The organism is Bacillus sp. CCNWLW194 (assembly GCF_037120585.1).
In the GTDB taxonomy this organism is placed as follows: Bacteria; Bacillota; Bacilli; order Bacillales; family Bacillaceae_G; genus Bacillus_A; species Bacillus_A basilensis.
On the sequence record NZ_JBBBBL010000002.1, the window covers coordinates 338,821 to 362,255 of the forward strand.

Genomic DNA, 23,435 nt, shown 5'->3' on the forward strand with positions numbered 1-23,435 from the left:
GAGTGAAATGATTCACTCCTTTTTTGATTTACTTCCTTTTTTCGAACGATATTCTTTTCCTTTGTTATCATTACCAGTCTCAAATTCAGCACTAAACTCTTGCTGAAATTGCCCTGATCTAGGTGAGCCTTGATTTCCGCTCCCTTTACTACCATTTCGATTTGTCATATTTTTGCCCCCTTTCCTTTACTAGTAGTATGTTACATATTTTCTTTTTTATAATCTTTTACATATGAAAGAAGACCTTCCTCATATAAGGAAGGTCTTCTCCATCACTACGTAAGCGTTTTCTTGGTTGTAATAACTTAAATAAGTTTTTTAGAAATAGATATCATTATATTCATTTCTTCTTCTGAAAGCGTAGAAAATCTTTCTTGTAAATATTGTTTTTTCGCATCTTCCATTTTCGCAACTAAATCTTTTCCTTGTTCTGTAATCTCCAAATATACAACTCGACGATCTGACGTAGAACGTGAACGAGTTACAAAACCTTTATTAATTAATTTTTCTGTAACAGCTGTAATATGACTATTCGACACATTTAACTCATTCGCTACACGTGATACCATTTCTTTATTCGTACGATTCAATATTCTAAGGACGATGAACTCATTCCACGGTATGTAACCACCAAATATTTTTCCAATATCATTACGCATCGTGCGGAACATAGCAAAAACATTTGTCGATAGTTCTTCCATTAATTGTTCTCGATTTTGAGACAACTTTGACAGCCCCTTTTATTTCATTTAGTTAAATAAAAACCTTATTAATAATTTTACATGAAATCTTACTTTTTGTCACTTTATTTTCCCATAATTCGTAGTTTTTTAATATATATTTCATGATACAATAAAGTTGAATTTCCAGAAAAAGGAGTTGGAGTAGTGAGCGAAGAAGACAAATTTTCTAATCTTAATCTAAAAGATAAGACTATTATTATTAGTGTTGTTATTCTTATTCTCATTATATTCTTTGCATTTATATTCTTTGTATATGTAGGACTCTTTCAAATTACAGGTATAGAATATTCATCAAGAACAGCTCTACTACTCTTTTTTTTACTTATTCTTTTATTAGATGGTATTACACATTTTATATTCATTTTCTTTAAAGTGCTCCTACATCCAATGATAACAAGTATGCCCTATTGGCTCTCAATCGCCCTGCTCTCTATCATTGAAATTACGTTAGATTGGTTTGTTATACATACGGCCGACGACTGGATAGAGAGCGTACAACTGTCCAACATAGCTGAGTTATGTGTCGTACTATTCCTTTTCCTATTAAATAAATTATTAAGCGACAATAAAGAGTAAGAATACAAGCTTTTCTATATAAAAATTGGTACAATGAAAACAAATTATACTAAAGAGGTGTTACTTATGAACTTACAACAATGGGCTGATAAAGGCATGTCCTTTGATACATATGTGAATGAAATGAAAGTAAATCAATACGAACTACTGCATATTTACAATAACTTTTTAATTCCAAATGAATTACTTCCTGTATTAGAAGAACGTCAAAATGATGGCTGGCGTGTTATCGTATTAACAGCTGATTGGTGTGGTGATGCTCTTTTATGCGTACCTGTTATGAAACGAATTTCTGAAGTTGCAAATATTGATATGTCATTATTAATTCGCGATGAAAACTTGGAATTAATGGATCAATATTTAACAAATGGAACAGCACGTGCGATTCCAATCTTTATTTTCATTGATAAAGATGGAAACGAACAAGCCGTTTGGGGACCACGTGCTCCAAAAGTACAAGAGTTAGTGACTTCAATGCGCGCTACATTGCCTGAAAAAGAAGATCCAACATTCGAAGAGAAACAAAAAGAAATGTACACTAATTTCCGTGCTACATTAGCTGATGATACTTCTCTATGGGAACATGTAATGGAAAGCATGATGGAAAAAGTAGTAAAATAAAAAAACTGCCGAACTCGGCAGTTTTTTTATTACATAATGAAGAAATAGAATACCGCAGCTAAAATGAAACGATAGTAAGCGAACGGTGTTAGTTTTACACGAGATAATAATTTTAAGAATGAAACAATTGCAAGCATTGCAACAACGAACGCTGTAATAAATCCTGTTGCAAATAACGGTATATCAGCTGCACTTAATATATCCCAGCTTTTAATTAAATCTAATCCACTTGCAGCTACCATCATTGGTACTGCTAAAATGAATGTATATTCAGCTGCCGCTGTATGTGACACGCGAGCTAATAAACCACCACTTATTGTAGAACCAGAACGAGAAAATCCTGGCCAAAGCGCTAAACATTGGAACATTCCGATTGTAAATGCTTGCTTATATGTAATTTCATCTAATGTTCTTGCTGTACTTGGTTTCGAAAACTTCTCAGCAACAATCATTAAAATACCACCAGCCACTAAGCTAATAACAACTGGGCCTGGCCCAAATAAAACTTCTTTAATCGCACTATGGAATAATACGCCAAGTACGCCGGCTGGAATCATCCCGATAATAATATGTAATAGATTTAACGATGGTCCGTCTGTTACTTTCCCTATACCTACTAAAGACCATAGACGTTTCCAAAATATAACAACAACTGCTAAAATCGATCCCAATTGAATAACAACTTCGAAAACTTTCGCTCTATCGTCGTCAAATCCAATTAAATGTCCTGTTAAAATCATATGCCCTGTTGATGATACTGGTAAAAACTCTGTTAACCCTTCAACAGCACCCATGATTATACCAATTAACCAATCAGCCACAAGTAGTGCCTCCTTAATAACGAATATGTAATTTTTCACACCTTATCATAATACCTTATCCCCTTTTAAAGTGCATCCTTTTTTTATTGAATTTACATGTTGTATGCGCGTATTTCTTTTCTATTTTTTGATTAAATTGTATGATAATAAGAGTTTGGTTTTTTTAGCGGAAAGGGGATTTTATGAAAGAAACTAATTCATTCTCACAAAAATTAAAGCAATTTGTATTACTATTTTTCCCGATTTTCGTTACGCAAATGTCATTATTTGCAATGAGTTTTTTCGATACCACAATGTCAGGACATGCAAGCCCTATTGATTTAGCAGGTGTTGCTATCGGAACAAGTATATGGATTCCAGTTAGTACGGGATTAACAGGAATTTTGATGGCCACTACTCCAATTGTTGCACAACTCGTTGGATCTAAGAAAAAAGAGGATGTTCCTCACGTTGTCATACAAGCAGTTTATTTAGCAATTTGTGCTAGCTTCGTCGTTATCCTTATCGGTTTCTTTACTGTTTCAACTATTTTAAATGGCATGCGATTAGAAGAACCTGTAGAACGTATTGCGGCACAATTTTTAAGTATTATCGCAATTGGAATTATCCCTTTATTTACTTACACTGTTTTACGTGGATTTATTGATGCATTAGGAAAAACTCGTACAACGATGATCATTACATTACTATCATTACCCATTAACGTAGTATTAAATTATGTATTAATTTTCGGTAACTTCGGTTTTCCAAAACTCGGTGGTGTCGGAGCAGCAATTGCTTCTGCAGCAACCTATTGGTGCATTTTAATTATTACCGTTATTATTATTCGGACGAAAGAGCCTTTCGCATCTTTCAATATCTTTAAACAATTATATCGTCCTTCTCTTTCGAGTTGGAAAGAATTCTTAAAACTTGGCGTCCCTATCGGATTTGCTATCTTTTTTGAAACGAGTATTTTTGCTGCGGTAACACTTATGATGAGCAATTTTAGTACAACAACAATCGCAGCCCATCAAGCCGCTATGAACTTCGCTTCCTTGCTATATATGACGCCTTTAAGCTTAGCAATGGCAATGACCATCGCTGTTGGATTCGAAGTTGGGGCAAAACGATATAATAACGCAAAACAATATGGATTTATCGGGATTGGCTTAGCACTTGCATTTGCCCTATCGTATTCAATTCTTCTTTACTTCTTTGATGATGAAATTGCTTCGATTTATACGACAGATGTACAAGTTCATCATTTAGCAAAAGAATTCCTTATATTTGCGATTTTATTTCAAATTTCAGATGCAATTGCAACTCCTGTACAAGGGGCACTACGTGGTTATAAAGATGTAAATGTCGCCTTAATTATGACATTGATCGCCTATTGGGTAATCGGTCTACCTCTTGGCTACATATTAGCAACCTATACTGATTGGGCAGCAAAAGGATATTGGATTGGTCTTATTATCGGTCTAGCATTTGGAGCAACCTTCCTGCTTATCCGTCTCTTTCAAGTTCAGAGAAAATATACAACGCAAAACAGCCGCTAATGATATAGTGGCTGTTTTCGTTATGCATATTTTTTCTTGTAACGTATAACATAATGAAAAAGAAAGGTGGATACATATGGACGAAAAAGAAAAAGAAAAAAAGCAATCATTCGATGAAGAATTCGCCCCTGAAATTTCACCTGGATACCGGCAAGATGTACATAAGCCACCTAAATATAAAAACACTTCTTTTTTAATGGGTATTACCATTTTCGCTGCTGTATTACTTGTGCTTATCATTTTCGTTTATTTTTAATGGAAGGTGATCTATTATATGAAAAAACAAGAGTCCAATCGTTCAAAAAGAACTGTAAAAACAGAAAAAGGGTATGCAGGTGATTCTGTTCTTACTCAGAAACAAGTCGAGCAAGGAAATTTATACATTGCTCAAAAAGAACTTGGGCAACAAAATGAAAACCTTTAGAATCCCTCAAAGAACTGGGGGATTTTTTTATCCCGCTATTTGTAGCACTGATTCATGTATCACTTTATTGTACATACTGTTTTTGTTCTAACACCTTAAATATATTATTAACCTTTACAATTTTTATTTCATAATTCAATTTCATTTCGCTTCTCTTACCATTTTCAGTACCCGCCACGTACGCTGCAGCTTGATAGAGAAAACTTTCATCCGTCACTTCCCGTATATCCTCGTCTGTAAATTTATACTCTAAATCCCGAAAACGATTTGGATAATAATTTTCTATTAATCGTTCATACCCTCTAGTTAAAAATAGTTCTTCACCTTTTCGTTTCACATCTTCTTTATTATTAAACTCAAACACTGCTAGTTGCTCTGTCACAAAATGTTCTCCTACCTTTTTCATTTCATTATGATTTAAAATTTCTATACTTTTGTTCTTTAATTCCTTATTTAATCCGTACTGATCAATCGGTTTATAGTTAGCAAAAACCACCTCTTTATATGACCAAAACAGTCCAAAAGCGATACATAAAGAAGTGATTAATAGTCTTTTCTTGATAACACTCCCGCCCCTCTTCATAATGATAGTTATATTTTAACATATAGAAAGAAAATTCTGATATCATAAAGTAGAATAACTTAACTCAGAAACGAGGAACAATTATGGATTCTTACAAACAATTTATAAAAGAAGCTTTTCCTAATCTTTCCATACATTCATATAAACAAAATGAAGAAGGATGGGATAATGCAGCGGTTATAGTAAATGATGAGCTACTGTTTCGTTTCCCACGAAAAAAGGAATATGCGATGCGAATTCCTTTAGAAAAAGAATTATGCACACTTCTCTCTTATTCACTACATGAAATTAAGGTTCCAAAGTATCACCTACTCTATAAACAGGATACTGATACTATTCCGCTTTGTAGTTACTATACTCTCCTTCATGGTGAACCGTTAAAAACAGAAATAGTTGTGAATTTAGATGAAAAAGAACAGAAAGTAATTATTACACAATTAGCTACTTTTCTTGCGGCTCTACATAGTATTCCTCTAAAAAGTGTTACAGCATTAGGATTCCCTATCGAAAAAACAGTTGCCTACTGGAAAGAGCTACAAACTAAATTAAATCAGTATGTTACTAACAATCTTACTTCGTTCCAGAAATCAGCCTTAAATCGTTTATTCAAGAATTTTTTTGCCCGTCTAGCTACATCCACATTTCAAAATACAATCATTCACGCTGACTTTACACATCATCACATTTTATTTAGCAAACAGCATAAAACTATCTCAGGTATTATTGATTTTGGTGACGCACAAATTGGCGATCCTGCTTTTGATTTTGCAGGGCTATTTTATGATTTCGGACATGAATTTACTACATCAGTATATGAACAATACAGTACGCTTATTTCACACCATGATCCATTACTCATTCACCGCATCATTACCTTTTATCAATTCAGCCCTTTACTACATAATATGATTTATAACTTTGAAACAAAGAATGAACTTAAATTCATAGCAGGTATAGAACAGTTAAAAACGATATTGCAGGGATGAGATTACATTCTCTCCCTATACTCTCTCTCCTCATACATCATTAACTTTTTATCCATTTCAACAATGACTTTATACAGTTGAAATGCTTGTAAAATTTGCAGTTGAATCCCAAAAGGAGCATTTTGTTCTTTTAACCATTGAAATACTTTCATTTCATCTTTCATTGATTATTCCTCCCTTTATTAATCGGCTACAAACATACGGTAAATGATGAAAAGCTTTTCATGTCAACAACAAAAAAGGATGCAAATTTGCATCCTTTAATGTACGATATTTTTCTTCTGCCTCGCTTCTTTCTTTACTTCTTCTCCTTGGCATTCGTTACGAAATGCACAACTCATACACTCAGAACGAAAATGACGCTCTGTGTAGTGCTCAGGTTGTTGCAACATTTCTTTCATTCTAGATAAATCCGCCATTCCAGCTGTTATATCTTCCTGTTTCGGAATGTACTCATACTTAGTTCCTTCTATTAAATTAATAACTTCAATTTTTCCTGGAAGAATGCCGAAAGCTTTATAACTGAATACTGTCATTAACTTTTGGCAAAGAGCAAGCATTTCCTCATCCGCATCGACAACATACTTTTTAATTACAAACGACTCAGTACTCCACTCACCAACTTCTAATGTCAATGACATGTGGACACCTAACTCTTCCATGTATGTTTGAAATTTTTCATATAAAAATAACGGCGGTGTCTGACTATCATCTCTTTCAACAAACTGTAATAAGTGATCCGTTAGCTTTGCTAACACAATATAATACTCCGTCTTCGAAGCAAACATATTAATCCTTACTTTTTTCCAATACTTTTCTATTAATATTAAAAGTACAATTTTCGTTTGTTGACCCGCAGGTAACGTGTAATATTCGTTAATAATTCGATTCACAATCATTTGTGCGATTTGTTGCCATTCAAACGAAGAAGGTTCTCTTCTTTTTATATGACGAAAATAAAATTTATGCGGACAACGCATAAAATCATACAAATGATAATCTGTCATCGTTTTGATCGCGATTTTCTCATGCACTTGCTCTTCATCTCCCTTCTGCCATTAAGAAAGGTGTTTTACAAATTCAGCTCCAAACTGTAAACATTTTTCTACATCTTCATCTTCTGGCGTTAATTCTACTTTTAGTCCTTCTAACACAACTGCTGCCCCGCGTTCTTGTAGCTTTTCTATTAAAATGTCAACCGCCACGCCATATTTTGGATAAGCCGAATCACATGATCCGAATACTGCCGCTTTTTTCCCAGTTAGATCAATAGAATCCATTGCGTCATAAAAATCTAAGAAATCATCAGGAAGGTCACCATCTCCCCAAGTGTATGCTCCTAAAATAATTCCATCATACTGTTCTAATATAGAAGCTTCTGGTGAATCCATAATATCAATAACTTCAATTTCATTCTCTGTTTCACGAATTGCACCGGCAATATGATCAGCCATTTCCTCTGTATTTCCACTCATACTTGCAAAAATCATCACTAACTTACTCAACTGAACCTCTCCCTTTACTTTGTATCTCTTTTTCTGTTTGAATGCTCTTTTTCTCATCTACATATTCAGACCGAATTACATTTCGTTGCCATTCCATATGCTGATCAACATCTTTATTTTTATCTTTTAATCCCCTCCGCAGAAGGTGAAATTTTTTTCTCATTAACATGTCGCATCCATCATATTGATAATAATTATCAATTTCAACTATATTTAGATTAATTGACATTGATTATCAATGTCAACAACTATTTTAAAAAAAATGATTAAAATGTACAAGCTTGTCCGTTAGCTATTCATATACTATAAATGAGCATAGTTCTTTCTCAGCCCTCTCTGACGGAAAGAAATAAAAGCAACTGCGATAGAGCGCAGTTGCCTTTTTTTATTTCTCTATGATTTTAGCAGTCTTATCACTGTCTCTAAAAATAGTTCCACTCCATAAACTAGAGCTGATTCGTCTACATCAAATTTTGGATGATGATGCGGATAGCAAGTATCTATCTTTTCATTACCGGTTCCTAGTTTAATGAAACAACCCGGTGCTTTTCTTAAATATGCTGAAAAATCTTCTCCTCCCATAGAAGGTTCCAACTTCACAACACACTCATCTCCAAACAAATGTAGTGCACTTTCTTCCACTACTTTCGTAATATATTCATCGTTAATAACCGGATCATATCCATATCGATACGTATATGTATACTCCCCTCCATGTGCTTTTGTAATGCCTTTCACGATTTGCTCAATTTTCTCTTCTGCTTCTACCCTTAATGCTTGATTAAATGAACGAACGGTTCCCATTAAAGTTGCTGCACTAGGAATGATATTATCAGCCATTCCCCCATGAAACTGCGTAACTGAAACGACTCTTTGCATGAAAGCACTTGTATTTCTTGATACGATATGTTGTAGATTTGTAATAATCTGTGCTCCGATAGCAATAGGATCTATCGTTTCTTCTGGCCTCGCCGCATGCCCTCCCTTCCCTTGAATTTCGACTGTAAATACGTCTGGTGCCGCCATCATCGGCCCATACGCAATTCCTATCTTCCCGCTCTCCAATCCAGACATAACATGTAAACCTATTACATAATCAACATCATCCATTACACCTGCCTCAACCATTTCTTCTCCCCCGCCGGGATACACTTCTTCTGCATGCTGAAAGAATAGACGAATCTCACCTGCAAAATCTTCCTTTATATTTGATAGCACTTCTGCTGTACTTAACAAAATAGCTGCATGAGCATCATGCCCACATGCATGCATTATTCCTTTATTCACAGACATATAAGATTTACTTGTCTCCTCTTGAATTGGCAAAGCATCTATATCAGCTCGAATCGCAATCACTTTCCCTTGTTCCGTTCCTCTTTTAATTGCTAGTACACTATATTTCGTCGGTCTTGTTACTTCAAAAGAAGAAAATGAGCATAATGTATCATATATAAACTGCGAAGTTTCTTTTTCATGAAATGATAATTCCGGATACTTATGAAAATGCCTTCTCCATTTCACGATATTTTCTTCCGAAATTAGACTCTTCCACACTCTATTCATGATAATTTCCTCCTTTTCAAAAGAGCTAGAAATTGTAAACTTTACTCTGTCTCAAATGATTAATGAAAACAAATACTCTATTTTTACGTATTCTTATAGTCCACTTTTATGTATTCACACAATCTACTTCCTATTTACATGTCAAACCCATTACAAATTCATGCTTAATGTAATATAATTGCTAAGTTAGGGATTTTCTTTTTTAGTATTTAGTGCTAATATCAGAAAAGAGCCTTTTGACTTATTTTTACCTAAAATGTGGAAGTTTGTTTTTTTCACAATAATGTAGGACATGATACCTACAAAGAGCTATTATTTCATTAAGAGAGGGACAGACATGCAAAGATTAAAAGAGATATGGTCTCAACCACTCACACAATGGGTTGCAAAGACGGTTTATTACCTTGCAATTTTATTTGCACTACTTTGGTTGTATGGATTCCATGATACAAACACAAGTACATTTATTTACAACGAATTTTAGGGTGGGAACGTTATGAAGTTATTAGAACAAATTGAAAAGTGGGCTATTGAAACGCCTGATCAAACTGCTTTTGTTTGGCGAGATGCGAAAATTACGTACAAACAATTAAAGGAAGATTCTGATGCGTTAGCACATTGGATTTCTTCTGAGTATCCAGATGATCGTTCACCAATTATGGTGTATGGCCATATGCAACCTGAAATGATTATTAACTTTTTAGGATGTGTAAAAGCTGGACATGCTTATATTCCTGTAGATTTATCTATCCCAGCTGATCGTGTACAACGTATCGCTGAAAATTCTGGTGCGAAATTACTTTTATCAGCAGCAGCAGTAACTGTAACTGATTTACCAGTTCGCATTGTAAGTGAAGACAACTTAAAAGATATTTTCTTTACTCATAAAGGGAACACTCCAAATCCTGAACATGCGGTAAAAGGTGATGAGAACTTCTACATTATTTACACATCAGGAAGCACAGGTAATCCGAAAGGGGTTCAGATTACTTATAACTGCCTTGTAAGCTTTACAAAATGGGCTGTAGAAGATTTCAACTTACAAACAGGACAAGTATTCTTAAACCAAGCACCTTTCTCATTCGATTTATCTGTCATGGATATTTACCCATCATTAGTAACAGGTAGTACACTTTGGGCAATCGACAAAGATATGATTGCACGTCCAAAAGACTTGTTTGCTTCTTTAGAGCAATCGGATATACAAGTATGGACTTCAACACCATCTTTCGCAGAGATGTGTTTAATGGAAACATCTTTCTCTGAGAGTATGCTACCAAACATGAAAACATTCTTATTCTGCGGTGAAGTATTACCAAATGAAGTAGCTAGAAAATTAATTGAGCGTTTCCCGAAAGCAACAATTATGAATACGTACGGTCCAACAGAAGCTACTGTCGCTGTAACAGGTATTCACGTTACAGAAGAAGTGCTTGATCAATACAAATCACTTCCAGTTGGTTACTGTAAATCAGACTGTCGCCTTCTTATTGTGAAAGAAGATGGCACTCTTGCACCTGATGGTGAAAAAGGTGAAATCGTAATTGTCGGTCCAAGCGTAAGCGTTGGATATTTAGGAAGCCCTGAATTAACAGAAAAAGCATTTACTATGATTGACGGTGAGCGTGCCTATAAAACAGGCGATGCTGGCTATGTTGAGAATGGTCTTCTATTCTATAATGGTCGTCTTGATTTCCAAATTAAGCTGCATGGTTATCGAATGGAATTAGAAGAAATTGAGCATCATCTTCGTGCGTGTTCTTACGTAGAAGGAGCAGTTATCGTTCCAATTAAAAAAGGTGAGAAATACGATTATTTATTAGCGGTTGTTGTTCCTGGAGAACATTCATTTGAAAAAGAATTCAAATTAACATCTGCAATCAAAAAAGAACTCAATGAGCGATTACCAAACTATATGATTCCACGTAAATTCATGTATCAATCTTCTATTCCAATGACACCAAATGGAAAGGTAGATCGCAAAAAATTATTGAGTGAGGTTACAGCATGACCGCATATGGATCATTTTATTTTTTCGCTATAGTGGGCATTTTATTAATACCTACTATCATAGCTGGATTTAAAGGTAAAATGTTGCGTAAATATAATGCCGTTTTAACACTAGTAATGCTTGCTATTATCTTCTCGGATAAGCCAAAGCAAGCGATTATGTTAGCCGCATTTATTATTTGGCAATATGCCCTAATTAAAGGCTATTTACTTTTAAGAAAACAAAATAATAGCACATTCACATTCTGTATAGCTGTTATTTTATCAATTTTGCCACTTATTTTGGCAAAAATCGCACCGTTTGCACCTGAACTAAAGTTTATTGTATTTTTAGGGATGTCTTATGTAACATTTAGAGCAGTGCAAATGGTATTTGAAGTTCGCGATGGATTAATTAAGGAACTTTCCTTCTTTAATTTTTGGGAATTCGTTTTATTCTTCCCGGCGATTTCAACAGGACCTATCGATCGTTACCGTAGATTCCAAAAAGATATCCAAAAGCCACCTAGCGCTGAAGAATATCAAAATTTACTATATACAGGATTAAACCGCATTTTCCAAGGTTTCTTGTATAAATTTATTATCGCTTACTTAATAAAGCAATATTTTATGGATCCAGCATTTGCTCAGCAAGATACAATCCTATCCAATATGATTTACATGTATAGCTATAGCTTATATTTATTCTTCGACTTTGCTGGTTATAGCTCATTTGTAATTGGTGTAAGTTATATGATGGGTATTAAAACGCCTGAAAACTTTAATAAACCGTTCATTAGTCGTAATATTAAAGACTTCTGGAACCGTTGGCACATGAGTTTATCATTCTGGTTCCGTGACTTTATTTACATGCGTTTCGTCTTTTTTGCAACGAAGAAAAAGTTAATTAAGAACCGTTACACAATTTCGTATATCGGTGCATTTTTGAACTTTTTCATCATGGGAATTTGGCATATTACTGGTGAGCATGTGTATCAATACATTATTTATGGTCTATATCATGCTGCACTGTTTATTCTATTCGATATTTTCGAACGAAAAAACAAGAAGCATAAGTTTTGGCCAAACAATAAATTTACACACGTCCTTGCGATTGTAATTACATTCCACGTTGTATGTTTCGGTTTCCTAATTTTCTCTGGACACCTTAACAGATACTTTTAATGCACCCTTCTTATACTATTAAGAAGTTGCACATATAATATATTTCGGATATAAAGGAGATTTTAAAAATGGCAGAATTCAAAGAGCAAGTATTAGATATTTTAGAAGAAGTATGTGAAAACGATATTGTGAAAGAAAACTTAGATGTTCAATTATTTGAAGAAGGTATTCTTGATTCATTCGCTGTAGTATCTTTATTAGTTGAATTCCAAGAGCGTTTAGATATTGAAGTTTCTATTTCTGATTTTGATCGTGACGAGTGGGCTACACCAAACATGGTTATTAAGAAGTTGGAAGAAATCCGATGAACAAAGCAAAATTTGGTCCGATGCTTTTAGCATTGGCCCTTTTTGCTGTATTCTTACTTATCCCAACTCGCTTCCTACTTCCACTTTTAAGTGATGAAAAAGTAGAACAAGCTGCGACTTCTTTAAAAGAAGAAAAGATTCAAAGTATGATTTTACAGCAAAAGATGTTAGCAGACCCGAAATACCTTCCGATGTATGGATCATCGGAATTCGCACGTATGGATGCTTTTCATCCATCAAATTATTTCAAAGTAAAGCCTGAAGGATTCACACCATTCCTACTCGGACGCGGGGGAACACAAGACCTTGTACATGTGTTAAACTTCGCATCTACAATGGATCAATTGAAAGATAAGAAAATGGTATTCGTTCTTTCTCCGCAATGGTTTGTACCACAAGGTATTGATGAAACGCACTTTGCACCTAACTTTTCAAAACAACAAGGTTATCACTTCATTTTCAACGATGATTTAAAACCTGAAATGAAAAAGCAAATTGCAAAACGTTTATTAAACTTTGAAATCGTTAAGAAAGAAACTTTATTAAAAATTTCGCTTGAAGGTATCGCCTACGATGATACGAAATATAAAGTAAAAGCACTTGCTGCTAAACCTTTCGCTTATATTTACCGTAACATTTTAGATCGTAAAGATTTATTTACAGCAATGTTTAATATTAAACCGCATAAAGAAAAACTTGACCCTTCATTAAAACAAATGAACTGGGAAGAGGCTCGTAAACATGCAGATCAAACTGGTGCAGTAGAATCAGGATCGAACGAATATGGTATCGAAGATGATTACTTCAACAGCAAAATCAAGAAGAAATTAAAGCAACGTGAAGGCTACTTAAAAAATGATGCTTATGATCAATCGCCAGAATATGAAGATTTACAAATTGTACTTGATTTATTAAAACAATCTGGTGCAAAACCACTCTTCATTTCTGTTCCTGTAAAAGGTCCTTGGTACGATTACGCTGGCTTCCCGAAAGAACGCCGCGAATTGTACTATAAGAAGGTTCATGAGCAAATTGAGAAAGCTGGCTATCCAATTGCCGACTTCTCAAATCATGAGTATGATAAATACTTCTTAAAAGATCATATGCACTTAGGTTGGAAAGGCTGGGTTTATATCGATGAAGCCATCCAACAATTTTATAAAGCAAACTAATGAAAAGACCGCTTGAATTATTCAAGTGGTCTTTTTCTATATACATTTTGTAATTGTTCGATTACGTTATCTGCTTCTTTCATAACTCGCTCCACTACATGCTGAGCTGATTCTATTCGTGCTAATGATGATGCTTGTCCCGCCCAAAGCGACATGTATTCTCCTTTATTTTGTTTAGCTGCTTCTTGTCGTATTTTAGAGGTTAATACATTTTGCACTGGATACATCGGAAGGCCTTCTTCTTTCCCTTCATGCTTCTCTATAAATTCATTACGAATACCCCGTGCATATTTCCCGGAAAACGCACGAGTCACAGTTGTACTCGTATCTGTACTATGTAAAACTGCAGCTTTATACACATCATGCGTAATACTTTCTTCACTCGTTAAAAAGGCTGATCCCATTTGAACAGCTTCTGCTCCCAGTGTAAATGCCGCAACAAGCCCTTGTCCGTTCATTACACCACCTGCTGCAACAATTGGGATATGCGGAACTGCTGCTACTAACTGTGGAATTAATGCAAACGTACCAATCATAGCATCCTGTTCTTTCCCGATAAACGTTCCTCTATGCCCTCCTGCCTCGCTACCTTGCCCGACAATAATGTCTACTCCTAATTCATCAGCAAGTACTTTTGCCTCTGTCACATGAGTAGCTGTTCCGATGACTTTTATTCCTCTCCTTTTTAAGTCATCTATTTCTTCTTTTTCTAACGTTTGAAATGCAAAGCTAACGACCGGTACTTTTTCTTCTAATAACACTTGTAATTGTTCTTTATAGCTTTTGGGAAGCTTTAACGCTTCTTCTCCCTCTATACTTAATTCTCTATTCACTCCGCTAAGTAATACCTTTGCTAAGTTTATCCTCTCTTCTTCGATCTGTATCTCTTTCGTTAACAGTAAATTAACACCGAAAGGCTTATCTGTTAGCTGCCTTATTTTATAAATCGCTTCACGAATTTGTTCAGGGCTCATATAACCTGCTCCAAGCGTTCCTAATCCTCCGCTATTACTTACAGCTGCAACAAGTTCTGGCGTCGTAATCGCACCTGCCATACCTGCTTGAATGATGGGATATTTAATTTGTAATATATCTATTACTCGACTTGTAAACATCATTTCTCCTCCTATTCCCCTTATATCTTCTTTATTTGACAAACTTTCCCCTTCTTTTACAAGGGTTGAACTTCATATGAAGCGAATATATTGAAAGAGAAGGAGGCTGAAAACAATGATGTATCCAAATGCGTTAAAACAAGGTGATACAGTAATGGTTATTGCACCGTCCGGCCCACCAACAATTGAAAATGTATTAAAAGGTGTAAACGTATTACAAGAAATGGGTTTATCTGTAGTAATCGGGAAGAGTGTTTATGAGAAATATGGATATTTAGCTGGAAGTGATCAAGTTCGTCTTGATGATATACATGAAGCATTTACAAACAATGAAGTAAAGGCCATTCTCTGCGCACGAGGTGGTTACGGTAGTGCTCGTCTCCTCCCTCACATTCAATATGAAATCATTCAACGGAATCCAAAAATCTTTTGGGGATATAGTGATATTACAGCTTTACATACTGCCTTTTCACGTTATGCAAAGCTCGTTACTTTTCATGGCCCAATGGTTGAAGAATTAGGAAAAGGTGTAGATTCTCTCTCTTTATCTTCTTTCAATCAACTATTCCATCCTTATTCCACCATTTTATCTGCGTCAGAATGTATCGTACCTAGCTCTTCCCGTACAATTACGGGTCAGTTAGTTGGAGGGAATTTAGCAGTGCTAACGAGCGTAATTGGCTCACCCTACGAGGTACATACAGCCAATAAATTTTTATTGCTTGAAGACATTGGAGAAGAACCGTATCGCATTGACCGTATGTTAAATCAGCTATTATTATCTGGAAAGTTTAATGAATGTAGTGGTGTTATTTTTACAAGTTGTCACGACTGCACTCCTTCTAAACCATCTCAATCATTGCAAACCATACTATATGAATATTTCGCACCATATCATATACCTGTCCTATTCGGTTTACCGATTGGACATATAAACCCAAACATCGGTATTCCTCTTGGAGCTACAGCGACAATAAATACAAATAATAAAATACTCTCTATTTCTTCTGGCGTAGCCACTCCGTGTTCAAATTAAAAAGGAAAAGCGATTCAGCTTTTCCTTTTATTTATAATAATTAAAAATTCGTCCAGATGCGATATCTGCAATCTCTTCTGGAATAAATGTTTTACTTATATCAGTGCCAACATTTAATACGGCTGTAGCATCTTTCTCAATGCTACCAAATAATTCTTTCCCGCGTATCGTAATAAGGGGCGTTCCTTCTGGCAGCACGTCTTTTACAAATTGCATTTGTGTAAAGAACGGAACGATCCATCTACCCTCTCCTTGGAAATGACGCAAACGAAGTATCCCTTCTGTTGCCCCGTCCTCTGCTTCTAGTGAGCCAGCAACATAAAACTCAGTAGATAAGAGCAATTCATAAAATTCCTTTTGCTTTTGTTTATCATCCCCTGCTACAACAAGTACTTCTTCTATTCTCTTTACCGGAATTTGCTCCATATGATGCCACCCCTATTTTCAAAATGATTGTACTTAGATTATACGAAATATTCTTATTTTTTTCTACATAATTCGCAATTATTTTCTTAAAATAATTTTAATACTTCTTTTGTCGTCACAATCGTAGCAAACTCTTCATGTAAATTTACAAGTGTCATATTATGAATATCTTCTGCACTATACTCTTTACCACCTAGACCTTTACGGTTAAAAGTAGCCGTCGCATCACTCACTAAATATGTTGTAAATCCTAAATTCCCTGCCATTCGTGTCGTAGTCTCCACACAGTGATTTGTCGTTAATCCTACAACCACTACTGCATTACATTTGTTCTCTCTTAATTGCTCTTCTAAATTTGTTCCAATGAACGCGCTGTTAACGAATTTCTGAATAACCACTTCACCTGGTAGTGGTTTCACCTCTTCTTTAAAATTGACCGTTTCGGCTCCCTCATAAAACATCGACTGAGCATTTTCTTTATTTACATGTTGAATATGAAAAACTGGTCGCTTCCTTTTTCTCCATTCTTCTAACAAAATTTTCATGTTTGCTTCAGCAAAAAGATTATTTCTCTCGCCCCAATATGGTAATTGAAACGCCTTTTGTACATCAATTATGATAAGTGCTATTTGATTCGTCATCATTTTCTCCTTCATTCGGCTGTAATTGAAACAGAAAACCAAGTTGTTGCGACGCAGTAATAAAACAAATATAAGCGCAAAGCTCTACAATTTCTTTTTCCGTCCAGTATTGTTTCAATACATGAAACATAGTATCATCTATCGCTTGCTTATCATGAACAAAAGTATGTGCAAAAGTAACGGCTACACCAATTTCTTCTACCTTTTGCATATCATCAGGTCTTCCCTTTGCCATACAATACGGACATTCATTCCCGTACGCTAATGTTCTTCTTACTTGCTCCTTCAACTCTGCCGAAAGAGTTCCTTTACTATACAGCGTATTCTCTACCAGACTCCATGCATGTAATAGATCCGGATTATGCCCTAATAACTTTTGAAATTTTGTATCTCCTATATTCGATAATGAAATTCTCTCCATCATTTCCCCTCCTATTTCCTTCTGTTTTATTGTAAAATAAATAAAGTTCACTTCACATTTCATATGAATCTTAATTTATATTTTTCCTTTACAAAAATTATCATTTTACTGGAGGTATATTTACAAATGCAATTAGATCGTGTTGATCGAAAAATTTTAAATGAATTATATAATGATAGTCGCCTTTCCATGCGCGAATTGGCAAAACGAGTAAACTTATCTGCTCCGTCTACTGCAGAACGTGTTCGTAAACTCGAAAGTGAAGGCGTTATTCAAAAATACACAATCGATATCGATTATAAAAAAGCAGGACTTGTTTTAGATTGTATTTTAGAAGTCACTTTAAAAAATGGTGATACAACACGTATGCAACAATTTATCCAATCTTATCCATCCGCAAGTTTTTGTTACCGCGTAACAGGAAGCTTATGCTACATTGTAAAAATCTCTGTTCCTTCACTCGTTGAACTTGAAGATTTTATCAATGATGTTTCTTCATATGCAACGACAGTTTCTCATATCGTATTATCAGAAGTGTCTCTTACTCCTGATATTGAACATATCTTCCCAGAAGATTAATTCATTTTTATTCATAAAATATATAAAAACCCCTTACAATAAGAATAAAAATAATATATTATGTATTAAAATACATAAAGTTCGAGAAAGGGGCTTTACATTGAAAATCTGGTTTTATGAAAAAACGGCACAATTAGATGATTTGCTTGGCATTTGGGATAATGTTCCCACTATCCCTCGAATTGGTGAAAAAGTGGAGATTTTAAAAACAGTCCGCACTGTTACAGATATTAAATATGTAAAGAACGGTAATAATTTTCGTGTAGAAATTATTACAAATTAAAAAGTAGCTCTTTAGGAGCTACTTTTTAATTATCTATCATGTGCTTTCTTTATAACAATTTTATCTTCTTCTACAGATACTGTTACATAATCATTTTCTTCTAACCGGAGCTTATTTACGGCCTCATCTGGTAGCTCTACAGCCATCAATCTATCTGTTACGATCACTTGACTATACACTTCATTTTCTTTTGATGTACTCACTACTTTTTCCTCATTTATGAAGCGCATCAGTGGCACACCCACTTCTTTTACTGTACGCCATTGTTTCCAAACGTAAGGAATTAACCAAAGTAATCCAACAACTGTAAGACCGATACCAATCCATAAATTACTTTGCGCTTGTAATTCAGGAATTGAGATTGCAGTACTTTCTTCTCCACCGATAAATTGCATACTTGTTGCAATCAAATTATTTAGAGCATGTACAGCGATATTCGTCCATATATTTTTCGTCTTTATGTATAAGAGACACATCACAACACCAAACATGAACGCACCAATAACATCAAAATGTCCTAGACCAAAAATAATTGAAGATATAATGACAGCTTTTTTAATCCCCCATTTATAAGCCATTCGCTGTAAAAAGAATCCCCTAAAAATAACCTCTTCCATAATAGGTGCTAATACACATGCTGAAATGAAAGTAAATATCGTCATATATATGTTACTCGTATTAATAACAGTTCCATCTTCTAACATAGTAACTAAGAAATTCGGTAACGTATGTGCTAATATGTAAAATTGAATATGAGATATACCGACTGAGAAAATCATTCCCATTATCGTTGCTAATACAATTAATCCCCACGGTAAACGTCCTGGCTTATCAAAAAAACTGTTAAATACAACATTATTTTTATTTGTTTTTACGTATAACCAACATAACGGAAATACAAAAAACACAGTTATTTGTGAAATAACCTCCATCGTATTCTCAGAAACATTTGATAGGCCTAATGGGATCATCGTAAGGAACACCCCTATAATCATCCATCCAAAAAAGCTACGTAGTCTTATACGTGAAAATGCATAGTGCATATAGAACACCCCCAAAGATAATAAAAATAAATGGTCGAATAACTAAATTATAATTCGAATATAGTTGAAATTCTTCCTATTTTTCTCAAATACTTTCAAACAACATATCTCTTAAAATACCATATCACTGTTCTTTAAGTTGCAATCTATGAGAAAGTTATGTAATAAAAATCCCCGTTTTTACAAGCGGGGATTTTTATTATAATACGTCACGTTTTTGGAATAATGCACCTGATGCTACAAGTAATACAACAAAGTATACAGCTACAAGTAATAATGAAGTTGCGAACGTAAATTCTGTAAATGTAGGTTCTACTCCGCCACTAATTAATTTATTACTGTCGTAGGCTCTTAAATCCAAATGGAAGAATACTACAAACTTCGCTACACCTTTTGCAAACATCATTAATACCATATTAATTGGTCCTTGTAAGAAGAACAGGAACATCGTAATAATTAATGGTAATACAGATTTTCTAAATACGTTCGCTAAGAAAAATGCAAGCGTCGCAAAGAAGAACGGTGAAAGTACTTGATATAAAGTAGATTTCATTACGATTCCTATCGTTAATTCTGTTTTACTACCATCCATTACAATTCCGCCAATAATCATTGCAATTAACGTGCTAGCAAATATGATAAATACTAGAGTAAGTAACACTGTAATATATTTCGAGAATAAAACTGTCATTCGTTTTCTTGGACGAATTAATAACTGCTTAATTGTACCCTTTTGGAACTCATCAGTAATCATACGAGAAGCAATCGTAATTCCAAAAATTGTTGCAAACAAAGTTATTAAACTAATCTCTGAACTTGCAAAATCTAGATATGATCCTTTAAATTCAGTTCCGTCTCCCCATTTCAGCATTGCTAAAACTCCCAAAATCTCCAACACTGCAATGACACCAATTAAAATATACATACCTTTTTTCGCATGCAACTTTAAAAATTCATTTTGAATTAATTTAAACATTACGCTTTCACTCCCCCAGTAATCGCTAAGAACTCATCTTCTAACGTTTTATTTTGAACAGTAACTCCGTATATAAGCACATCGTCATTCACAAGTTTTTTTACAAGCTGCGGAATTTCTTCTTTCATTACAGATACTAAAATGACATTTCCTTGCGCCTTACCTTTAATGATTTCATTTGCTTTCTGAACTTGATCTACTTCAAACGCTACAACTACTGCCTCATCATGTTTTGCTTGTTCGTGTAAGTTGTACTCTTGTACAAACTCACCTTGCTTAATAATAACGACGCGATCACACATGAGTTCAATTTCACTTAATAAGTGACTTGATACGATTACAGCAATATTCTCTTCTTTCGCTAAACGTTGTAAATAATCACGAATTTGGCGAATACCAGCTGGATCTAATCCATTTGTCGGCTCATCTAAAATTAAGATTTTCGGCTGATGCAGTAATGCCTGTGCAATTCCTAAACGTTGTTTCATACCAAGTGAATATGTTTTCACTTTTTTATGAATCGCATGCTCTAATTCAACAAGCTTTACAATTTCAGCAATGCGCTCTTTACTAATCGGTGTAATTGCCATGTTCGCAAAATGCTTTAAGTTTTGCATTCCTGTCATATAATCATATAGTTCAGGATTTTCTACAATCGCTCCAATTTGCTCTAGCGCTTTTTCACGCTCCGTGCGAATACTATGACCACAAATTGTAATATCGCCCTCTGTCATTGATATAAGACCTGTCATCATACGAATTGTCGTCGTTTTACCACTACCGTTCGGTCCAAGGAACCCGTACACTTCCCCTTCACGAACTTCAAATGATAAACCACGGATAATTTCCGTTCCACCAATCTTTTTTCGAACATTCTCTAACTTTACTACTACGTTTCCCAATGCCGATTCCTCCTTTAGACTTCTAATTTTTTATCGATTATGCGACCTGTTATATAAACAAGTAAAACAAATATACCGATTGAAAAAGCAATACTATATAAATTCATAAGTTTTTCTGGATATAGTGTGAGATTTACATCTGTCGATTCATCTATATAAACTAATTTTTTGATAAAAGCAGATGTAGGTGCAAATCCGCCTAACATTTCATATATCATATTGATTACTTTCGTCACTAGTAAAAATAAGAAGAAAATAATTACATACTCCATTTTTTTCTTTTTCAAAGAAAATACTTTCACGCCAGCTACTATAAAAAGTAAGACTAATAATATACTTGATAAATTAAATACATATAACACGCTACTAAATAACTGCTTTACCATATCTAGTGTAAGTGTACTTTCGGTAAATAACAATTCATGGAGTTCTGTACCTTTTATTACTTTCATCGAAATACTATAGAAAAACATAGCACCTATTACTTCAAAACACATTAAGCTAATTGCTGCATATGACAATATTGCTAAAACAATTTTTTTACCAGATATCGGTGTTAACCGAAATAATTTACTTTCAGTCATTTTCCCAAACGCAGACATCGCCTGCAGAAATACTAATACCGCAAAAATTAAATAAACTAAGAATACTAAAGCAATTGTAATCATTTGCCTTACTTCTCCTGATTCTTGTTTAATATAATTCCCCATACTTACAAAAGCGACAGCTGCAATAAATATGAATGACAATAACGAAATGAAAATTTGTTTTTTATTCGCATTGTACATATATATTAAACTGGCCTTCATCTACTAAACACCTCCTTAAACAAATCCGTAACAGCTTTTCCTCGATGGAAGCGTAACTCCTCTACATTTTCATGAAGTACACTTTCACCATCTTTTAAAAAGATTACTTCGTCAAAAATTTTTTCCACTTCTCCAATTAAATGTGTTGCAATTAAAATAGTACAATCTTCGCGATAAAACTGTAAAATAAGTTCCAGTACGTGTTCCCTAGAAACGAGATCAATCCCGCCAAGCGGTTCATCTAATACGTATAACTTCGCTTTCCGAGAAAACGTTAAAATAATTTGTAATTTTTCAACCATACCTTTTGATAAAGCTGTAATTCTTTCTTCTAGCGGTATTTTAAATTCGGCGATTGTATCTACCGCTTTTTGAATATCAAAGTCTTTATAAAAGTCTCTATAGAAAAATAAGGAATCTTTAACCGTCATCCAATCATCAAATACTGGTTTATCCGACATAAAAGAAACAATTTCTTTCGTTTCTAATCCTACCTTTTTACCAGCGATTGTAATACTCCCTTCAGAAGGGTGCTGCAGACCAGCAATCATTTTCAATAACGTCGTTTTCCCGCTCCCGTTATCTCCAACAAGCCCTATAATTTTCCCTTCCGTAATCTCTATGTTTAATTCACGGATCACTGCTTTTAACCCGTATCTCTTCCATAAGTTTTCTATTTTTAATAGCTCTGTCATTCGCTCTCCTCCCTTTTCTCATGTAATGAAGAACGAAGGATTGTAAGAATTTCTTCTTCTGAAAAACCTAAATTGTCCATTCCATCTATAAAAGAATGAAGTAATTCTTTCGCCATCTCTTTTCGCAGCTCCATAATTTTCTCCCCTTCATTCGTTACATATCGTCCCATTCCTCTACGTGTTACAACAACTCCATCCCGTTCTAGCTCTTGAAATGTACGCTGAATCGTATTTGGATTTACTTGTAATTCACTCGCTAATTCACGTACAGAGGGAATTTTATCACCAGGCAATAAATGTCCTGTTACGATTTCTTTTTTTATGTATTCCATTACCTGAATGTAAATTGGTGTATTTGGAGAAAACTCTATTTTCATTTCTTCCCTCCTTTTGTATCGGTGTACTAGTTAAATAATACACTGATACAAGACGTTTGTAAATACCCATTAAATTACAAAAAAGTTCTATCCATTAGCTGAATAGAACTTTTTA

The 23,435-nt window shown here is 34.5% G+C and carries 33 protein-coding genes; 14 read left to right on the forward strand and 19 right to left on the reverse strand.

All coding sequences use genetic code 11. The features are described 5' to 3' along the window. Positions 1 to 12 precede the first annotated feature (12 nt). Both V7S50_RS05115 and V7S50_RS05120 read right to left on the reverse strand, forming a co-directional pair. Complete coding sequence (locus V7S50_RS05115) at positions 13 to 168, reverse strand: hypothetical protein (protein WP_000184934.1); 156 nt, start codon at positions 166 to 168, stop codon at positions 13 to 15. 137 nt (positions 169 to 305) lie between these two features. After that, positions 306 to 725, reverse strand: a complete 420-nt coding sequence (locus V7S50_RS05120) for a MarR family winged helix-turn-helix transcriptional regulator (protein WP_242251109.1) — start codon at positions 723 to 725, stop codon at positions 306 to 308. 162 nt (positions 726 to 887) lie between these two features. Between V7S50_RS05120 and V7S50_RS05125 the strand changes: the two genes are divergently transcribed. Both V7S50_RS05125 and V7S50_RS05130 read left to right on the forward strand, forming a co-directional pair. Continuing rightward, a complete protein-coding gene (locus tag V7S50_RS05125) occupies positions 888 to 1,319 on the forward strand; it encodes a YrvL family regulatory protein (protein ID WP_242251108.1) in 432 nt (143 codons plus the stop codon). Positions 1,320 to 1,352: 33 nt separating this feature from the next. Further along, positions 1,353 to 1,940, forward strand: a complete 588-nt coding sequence (locus V7S50_RS05130; RefSeq protein WP_242251107.1) for a thioredoxin family protein — start codon at positions 1,353 to 1,355, stop codon at positions 1,938 to 1,940. A 29-nt stretch (positions 1,941 to 1,969) separates the two neighbouring features. On the opposite strand, the gene uppP is transcribed toward V7S50_RS05130, so the two are convergent. Next, positions 1,970 to 2,761: a bacitracin resistance undecaprenyl-diphosphatase gene (gene uppP, locus V7S50_RS05135; RefSeq protein ID WP_063224474.1), complete on the reverse strand. Its 792-nt coding sequence runs from the start codon at positions 2,759 to 2,761 to the stop codon at positions 1,970 to 1,972. A gap of 182 nt (positions 2,762 to 2,943) precedes the next feature. Here uppP and V7S50_RS05140 point away from each other — a divergent pair, with 182 nt between their 5' ends. The 3 genes from V7S50_RS05140 (at position 2,944) to V7S50_RS05150 (ending at position 4,726) form a co-directional block, all read left to right on the forward strand. After that, positions 2,944 to 4,302 (forward strand): MATE family efflux transporter, encoded by a 1,359-nt coding sequence (locus tag V7S50_RS05140; RefSeq protein ID WP_242251105.1) that lies wholly within the window; start codon positions 2,944 to 2,946, stop codon positions 4,300 to 4,302. Positions 4,303 to 4,378: 76 nt separating this feature from the next. Beyond that, entirely contained in the window at positions 4,379 to 4,558 is a 180-nt protein-coding gene (locus V7S50_RS05145; RefSeq protein WP_242251103.1) for a 2-isopropylmalate synthase, read from the forward strand. Positions 4,559 to 4,576: 18 nt separating this feature from the next. Then, complete coding sequence (locus tag V7S50_RS05150; protein WP_060630088.1) at positions 4,577 to 4,726, forward strand: hypothetical protein; 150 nt, start codon at positions 4,577 to 4,579, stop codon at positions 4,724 to 4,726. A gap of 64 nt (positions 4,727 to 4,790) precedes the next feature. Here the strand turns inward: V7S50_RS05150 and V7S50_RS05155 are convergent, their stop codons facing one another. Next, positions 4,791 to 5,309: a biotin transporter BioY gene (locus V7S50_RS05155; RefSeq protein ID WP_242251101.1), complete on the reverse strand. Its 519-nt coding sequence runs from the start codon at positions 5,307 to 5,309 to the stop codon at positions 4,791 to 4,793. An 83-nt stretch (positions 5,310 to 5,392) separates the two neighbouring features. Between V7S50_RS05155 and V7S50_RS05160 the strand changes: the two genes are divergently transcribed. Beyond that, positions 5,393 to 6,295, forward strand: coding sequence for an aminoglycoside phosphotransferase family protein (locus tag V7S50_RS05160; protein WP_242251099.1), 903 nt, complete (start codon positions 5,393 to 5,395; stop codon positions 6,293 to 6,295). A 2-nt stretch (positions 6,296 to 6,297) separates the two neighbouring features. On the opposite strand, the gene V7S50_RS05165 is transcribed toward V7S50_RS05160, so the two are convergent. The 5 genes from V7S50_RS05165 to amaA all read right to left on the reverse strand — a co-directional run bounded on the left by V7S50_RS05165 (position 6,298) and on the right by amaA (position 9,363). Continuing rightward, a complete protein-coding gene (locus tag V7S50_RS05165) occupies positions 6,298 to 6,459 on the reverse strand; it encodes a hypothetical protein (protein ID WP_000651006.1) in 162 nt (53 codons plus the stop codon). A gap of 96 nt (positions 6,460 to 6,555) precedes the next feature. Beyond that, positions 6,556 to 7,329 (reverse strand): hypothetical protein, encoded by a 774-nt coding sequence (locus tag V7S50_RS05170; RefSeq protein ID WP_242251098.1) that lies wholly within the window; start codon positions 7,327 to 7,329, stop codon positions 6,556 to 6,558. A gap of 24 nt (positions 7,330 to 7,353) precedes the next feature. After that, a complete protein-coding gene (locus V7S50_RS05175; protein WP_000041146.1) occupies positions 7,354 to 7,800 on the reverse strand; it encodes a flavodoxin in 447 nt (148 codons plus the stop codon). Continuing rightward, positions 7,793 to 7,963: a hypothetical protein gene (locus V7S50_RS05180; protein WP_176545730.1), complete on the reverse strand. Its 171-nt coding sequence runs from the start codon at positions 7,961 to 7,963 to the stop codon at positions 7,793 to 7,795. Before V7S50_RS05180 ends, V7S50_RS05175 begins: the two co-directional genes overlap by 8 nt. Positions 7,964 to 8,193: 230 nt before the next feature. Beyond that, positions 8,194 to 9,363 (reverse strand): N-acyl-aliphatic-L-amino acid amidohydrolase, encoded by a 1,170-nt coding sequence (amaA, locus tag V7S50_RS05185; protein WP_242251097.1) that lies wholly within the window; start codon positions 9,361 to 9,363, stop codon positions 8,194 to 8,196. A gap of 337 nt (positions 9,364 to 9,700) precedes the next feature. Here amaA and V7S50_RS05190 point away from each other — a divergent pair, with 337 nt between their 5' ends. The 5 genes from V7S50_RS05190 (at position 9,701) to dltD (ending at position 14,017) form a co-directional block, all read left to right on the forward strand. Next, positions 9,701 to 9,847 carry a teichoic acid D-Ala incorporation-associated protein DltX gene (locus V7S50_RS05190; RefSeq protein ID WP_242251095.1) on the forward strand — a complete coding sequence of 49 codons (147 nt, stop codon included), beginning with the start codon at positions 9,701 to 9,703 and terminating at the stop codon, positions 9,845 to 9,847. A 12-nt stretch (positions 9,848 to 9,859) separates the two neighbouring features. Continuing rightward, complete coding sequence (dltA, locus tag V7S50_RS05195) at positions 9,860 to 11,374, forward strand: D-alanine--poly(phosphoribitol) ligase subunit DltA (protein ID WP_242251093.1); 1,515 nt, start codon at positions 9,860 to 9,862, stop codon at positions 11,372 to 11,374. Continuing rightward, positions 11,371 to 12,537: a D-alanyl-lipoteichoic acid biosynthesis protein DltB gene (dltB, locus tag V7S50_RS05200; protein ID WP_242251091.1), complete on the forward strand. Its 1,167-nt coding sequence runs from the start codon at positions 11,371 to 11,373 to the stop codon at positions 12,535 to 12,537. Before dltA ends, dltB begins: the two co-directional genes overlap by 4 nt. A 68-nt stretch (positions 12,538 to 12,605) precedes the next feature. Further along, complete coding sequence (gene dltC, locus V7S50_RS05205; RefSeq protein ID WP_000807310.1) at positions 12,606 to 12,845, forward strand: D-alanine--poly(phosphoribitol) ligase subunit DltC; 240 nt, start codon at positions 12,606 to 12,608, stop codon at positions 12,843 to 12,845. Next, positions 12,842 to 14,017, forward strand: coding sequence for a D-alanyl-lipoteichoic acid biosynthesis protein DltD (gene dltD / locus V7S50_RS05210; RefSeq protein ID WP_242251089.1), 1,176 nt, complete (start codon positions 12,842 to 12,844; stop codon positions 14,015 to 14,017). Before dltC ends, dltD begins: the two co-directional genes overlap by 4 nt. Positions 14,018 to 14,034: 17 nt before the next feature. Here dltD and V7S50_RS05215 read toward each other — a convergent pair whose 3' ends face one another. Beyond that, a complete protein-coding gene (locus tag V7S50_RS05215) occupies positions 14,035 to 15,132 on the reverse strand; it encodes an NAD(P)H-dependent flavin oxidoreductase (RefSeq protein WP_242251087.1) in 1,098 nt (365 codons plus the stop codon). Positions 15,133 to 15,247: 115 nt separating this feature from the next. On the opposite strand from V7S50_RS05215, the gene V7S50_RS05220 reads away from it, so the two are divergent. Continuing rightward, a complete protein-coding gene (locus V7S50_RS05220) occupies positions 15,248 to 16,168 on the forward strand; it encodes a S66 peptidase family protein (protein WP_242251086.1) in 921 nt (306 codons plus the stop codon). Positions 16,169 to 16,195: 27 nt separating this feature from the next. Here V7S50_RS05220 and V7S50_RS05225 read toward each other — a convergent pair whose 3' ends face one another. From V7S50_RS05225 to V7S50_RS05235, 3 genes are all read right to left on the reverse strand, one after another. Continuing rightward, complete coding sequence (locus V7S50_RS05225; protein WP_242251085.1) at positions 16,196 to 16,594, reverse strand: SseB family protein; 399 nt, start codon at positions 16,592 to 16,594, stop codon at positions 16,196 to 16,198. An 86-nt stretch (positions 16,595 to 16,680) separates the two neighbouring features. Next, a complete protein-coding gene (locus tag V7S50_RS05230) occupies positions 16,681 to 17,235 on the reverse strand; it encodes a cysteine hydrolase family protein (RefSeq protein WP_242251084.1) in 555 nt (184 codons plus the stop codon). Then, entirely contained in the window at positions 17,204 to 17,719 is a 516-nt protein-coding gene (locus tag V7S50_RS05235) for a carboxymuconolactone decarboxylase family protein (protein WP_242251083.1), read from the reverse strand. The genes V7S50_RS05230 and V7S50_RS05235 overlap by 32 nt, the downstream gene beginning before the upstream one ends. Before the next feature lie 63 nt (positions 17,720 to 17,782). Between V7S50_RS05235 and V7S50_RS05240 the strand changes: the two genes are divergently transcribed. Together V7S50_RS05240 and V7S50_RS05245 are read left to right on the forward strand one after the other, a co-directional pair. Next, positions 17,783 to 18,235: an Lrp/AsnC family transcriptional regulator gene (locus V7S50_RS05240; protein ID WP_242251082.1), complete on the forward strand. Its 453-nt coding sequence runs from the start codon at positions 17,783 to 17,785 to the stop codon at positions 18,233 to 18,235. A gap of 100 nt (positions 18,236 to 18,335) precedes the next feature. Then, positions 18,336 to 18,518, forward strand: coding sequence for a DUF3913 family protein (locus tag V7S50_RS05245; RefSeq protein WP_000707107.1), 183 nt, complete (start codon positions 18,336 to 18,338; stop codon positions 18,516 to 18,518). A 29-nt stretch (positions 18,519 to 18,547) separates the two neighbouring features. On the opposite strand, the gene V7S50_RS05250 is transcribed toward V7S50_RS05245, so the two are convergent. From V7S50_RS05250 to V7S50_RS05275, 6 genes are all read right to left on the reverse strand, one after another. Further along, complete coding sequence (locus V7S50_RS05250; protein ID WP_242251081.1) at positions 18,548 to 19,561, reverse strand: CPBP family intramembrane glutamic endopeptidase; 1,014 nt, start codon at positions 19,559 to 19,561, stop codon at positions 18,548 to 18,550. A 199-nt stretch (positions 19,562 to 19,760) separates the two neighbouring features. Continuing rightward, a complete protein-coding gene (locus V7S50_RS05255) occupies positions 19,761 to 20,537 on the reverse strand; it encodes an ABC transporter permease (RefSeq protein WP_242251079.1) in 777 nt (258 codons plus the stop codon). Beyond that, positions 20,537 to 21,439 carry an ABC transporter ATP-binding protein gene (locus V7S50_RS05260; protein WP_242251078.1) on the reverse strand — a complete coding sequence of 301 codons (903 nt, stop codon included), beginning with the start codon at positions 21,437 to 21,439 and terminating at the stop codon, positions 20,537 to 20,539. Before V7S50_RS05260 ends, V7S50_RS05255 begins: the two co-directional genes overlap by 1 nt. 14 nt (positions 21,440 to 21,453) lie before the next feature. Continuing rightward, positions 21,454 to 22,248 carry an ABC transporter permease gene (locus V7S50_RS05265; RefSeq protein WP_242251077.1) on the reverse strand — a complete coding sequence of 265 codons (795 nt, stop codon included), beginning with the start codon at positions 22,246 to 22,248 and terminating at the stop codon, positions 21,454 to 21,456. Further along, positions 22,245 to 22,943 (reverse strand): ABC transporter ATP-binding protein, encoded by a 699-nt coding sequence (locus V7S50_RS05270; RefSeq protein WP_242251076.1) that lies wholly within the window; start codon positions 22,941 to 22,943, stop codon positions 22,245 to 22,247. Before V7S50_RS05270 ends, V7S50_RS05265 begins: the two co-directional genes overlap by 4 nt. Beyond that, positions 22,940 to 23,320, reverse strand: a complete 381-nt coding sequence (locus V7S50_RS05275) for a GntR family transcriptional regulator (RefSeq protein ID WP_000687513.1) — start codon at positions 23,318 to 23,320, stop codon at positions 22,940 to 22,942. Before V7S50_RS05275 ends, V7S50_RS05270 begins: the two co-directional genes overlap by 4 nt. Positions 23,321 to 23,435 lie beyond the last annotated feature (115 nt).

Excerpts from the sequence above, each read along its gene's own strand:
- V7S50_RS05270 (WP_242251076.1), bottom strand. The coding sequence starts at position 22,943 with ATGACAGAGCTATTAAAAATAGAAAACTTATGGAAGAGATACGGGTTA.
- V7S50_RS05250 (WP_242251081.1), bottom strand. The coding sequence starts at position 19,561 with ATGCACTATGCATTTTCACGTATAAGACTACGTAGCTTTTTTGGATGG.
- amaA (WP_242251097.1), bottom strand. The coding sequence starts at position 9,363 with ATGAATAGAGTGTGGAAGAGTCTAATTTCGGAAGAAAATATCGTGAAA.
- dltD (WP_242251089.1), top strand. The coding sequence starts at position 12,842 with ATGAACAAAGCAAAATTTGGTCCGATGCTTTTAGCATTGGCCCTTTTT.
- V7S50_RS05155 (WP_242251101.1), bottom strand. The coding sequence starts at position 5,309 with ATGAAGAGGGGCGGGAGTGTTATCAAGAAAAGACTATTAATCACTTCT.
- V7S50_RS05115 (WP_000184934.1), bottom strand. The coding sequence starts at position 168 with ATGACAAATCGAAATGGTAGTAAAGGGAGCGGAAATCAAGGCTCACCT.
- V7S50_RS05180 (WP_176545730.1), bottom strand. The coding sequence starts at position 7,963 with ATGAGAAAAAAATTTCACCTTCTGCGGAGGGGATTAAAAGATAAAAAT.
- V7S50_RS05140 (WP_242251105.1), top strand. The coding sequence starts at position 2,944 with ATGAAAGAAACTAATTCATTCTCACAAAAATTAAAGCAATTTGTATTA.
- V7S50_RS05130 (WP_242251107.1), top strand. The coding sequence starts at position 1,353 with ATGAAAACAAATTATACTAAAGAGGTGTTACTTATGAACTTACAACAA.
- V7S50_RS05160 (WP_242251099.1), top strand. The coding sequence starts at position 5,393 with ATGGATTCTTACAAACAATTTATAAAAGAAGCTTTTCCTAATCTTTCC.
- dltA (WP_242251093.1), top strand. The coding sequence starts at position 9,860 with ATGAAGTTATTAGAACAAATTGAAAAGTGGGCTATTGAAACGCCTGAT.
- V7S50_RS05225 (WP_242251085.1), bottom strand. The coding sequence starts at position 16,594 with ATGGAGCAAATTCCGGTAAAGAGAATAGAAGAAGTACTTGTTGTAGCA.
- V7S50_RS05145 (WP_242251103.1), top strand. The coding sequence starts at position 4,379 with ATGGACGAAAAAGAAAAAGAAAAAAAGCAATCATTCGATGAAGAATTC.
- dltC (WP_000807310.1), top strand. The coding sequence starts at position 12,606 with ATGGCAGAATTCAAAGAGCAAGTATTAGATATTTTAGAAGAAGTATGT.
- V7S50_RS05190 (WP_242251095.1), top strand. The coding sequence starts at position 9,701 with ATGCAAAGATTAAAAGAGATATGGTCTCAACCACTCACACAATGGGTT.
- dltB (WP_242251091.1), top strand. The coding sequence starts at position 11,371 with ATGACCGCATATGGATCATTTTATTTTTTCGCTATAGTGGGCATTTTA.
- V7S50_RS05240 (WP_242251082.1), top strand. The coding sequence starts at position 17,783 with ATGCAATTAGATCGTGTTGATCGAAAAATTTTAAATGAATTATATAAT.
- V7S50_RS05220 (WP_242251086.1), top strand. The coding sequence starts at position 15,248 with ATGATGTATCCAAATGCGTTAAAACAAGGTGATACAGTAATGGTTATT.
- V7S50_RS05255 (WP_242251079.1), bottom strand. The coding sequence starts at position 20,537 with ATGTTTAAATTAATTCAAAATGAATTTTTAAAGTTGCATGCGAAAAAA.
- V7S50_RS05265 (WP_242251077.1), bottom strand. The coding sequence starts at position 22,248 with ATGAAGGCCAGTTTAATATATATGTACAATGCGAATAAAAAACAAATT.
- V7S50_RS05235 (WP_242251083.1), bottom strand. The coding sequence starts at position 17,719 with ATGAAATGTGAAGTGAACTTTATTTATTTTACAATAAAACAGAAGGAA.
- V7S50_RS05150 (WP_060630088.1), top strand. The coding sequence starts at position 4,577 with ATGAAAAAACAAGAGTCCAATCGTTCAAAAAGAACTGTAAAAACAGAA.
- V7S50_RS05275 (WP_000687513.1), bottom strand. The coding sequence starts at position 23,320 with ATGAAAATAGAGTTTTCTCCAAATACACCAATTTACATTCAGGTAATG.
- V7S50_RS05215 (WP_242251087.1), bottom strand. The coding sequence starts at position 15,132 with ATGTTTACAAGTCGAGTAATAGATATATTACAAATTAAATATCCCATC.
- V7S50_RS05230 (WP_242251084.1), bottom strand. The coding sequence starts at position 17,235 with ATGACGAATCAAATAGCACTTATCATAATTGATGTACAAAAGGCGTTT.
- V7S50_RS05165 (WP_000651006.1), bottom strand. The coding sequence starts at position 6,459 with ATGAAAGATGAAATGAAAGTATTTCAATGGTTAAAAGAACAAAATGCT.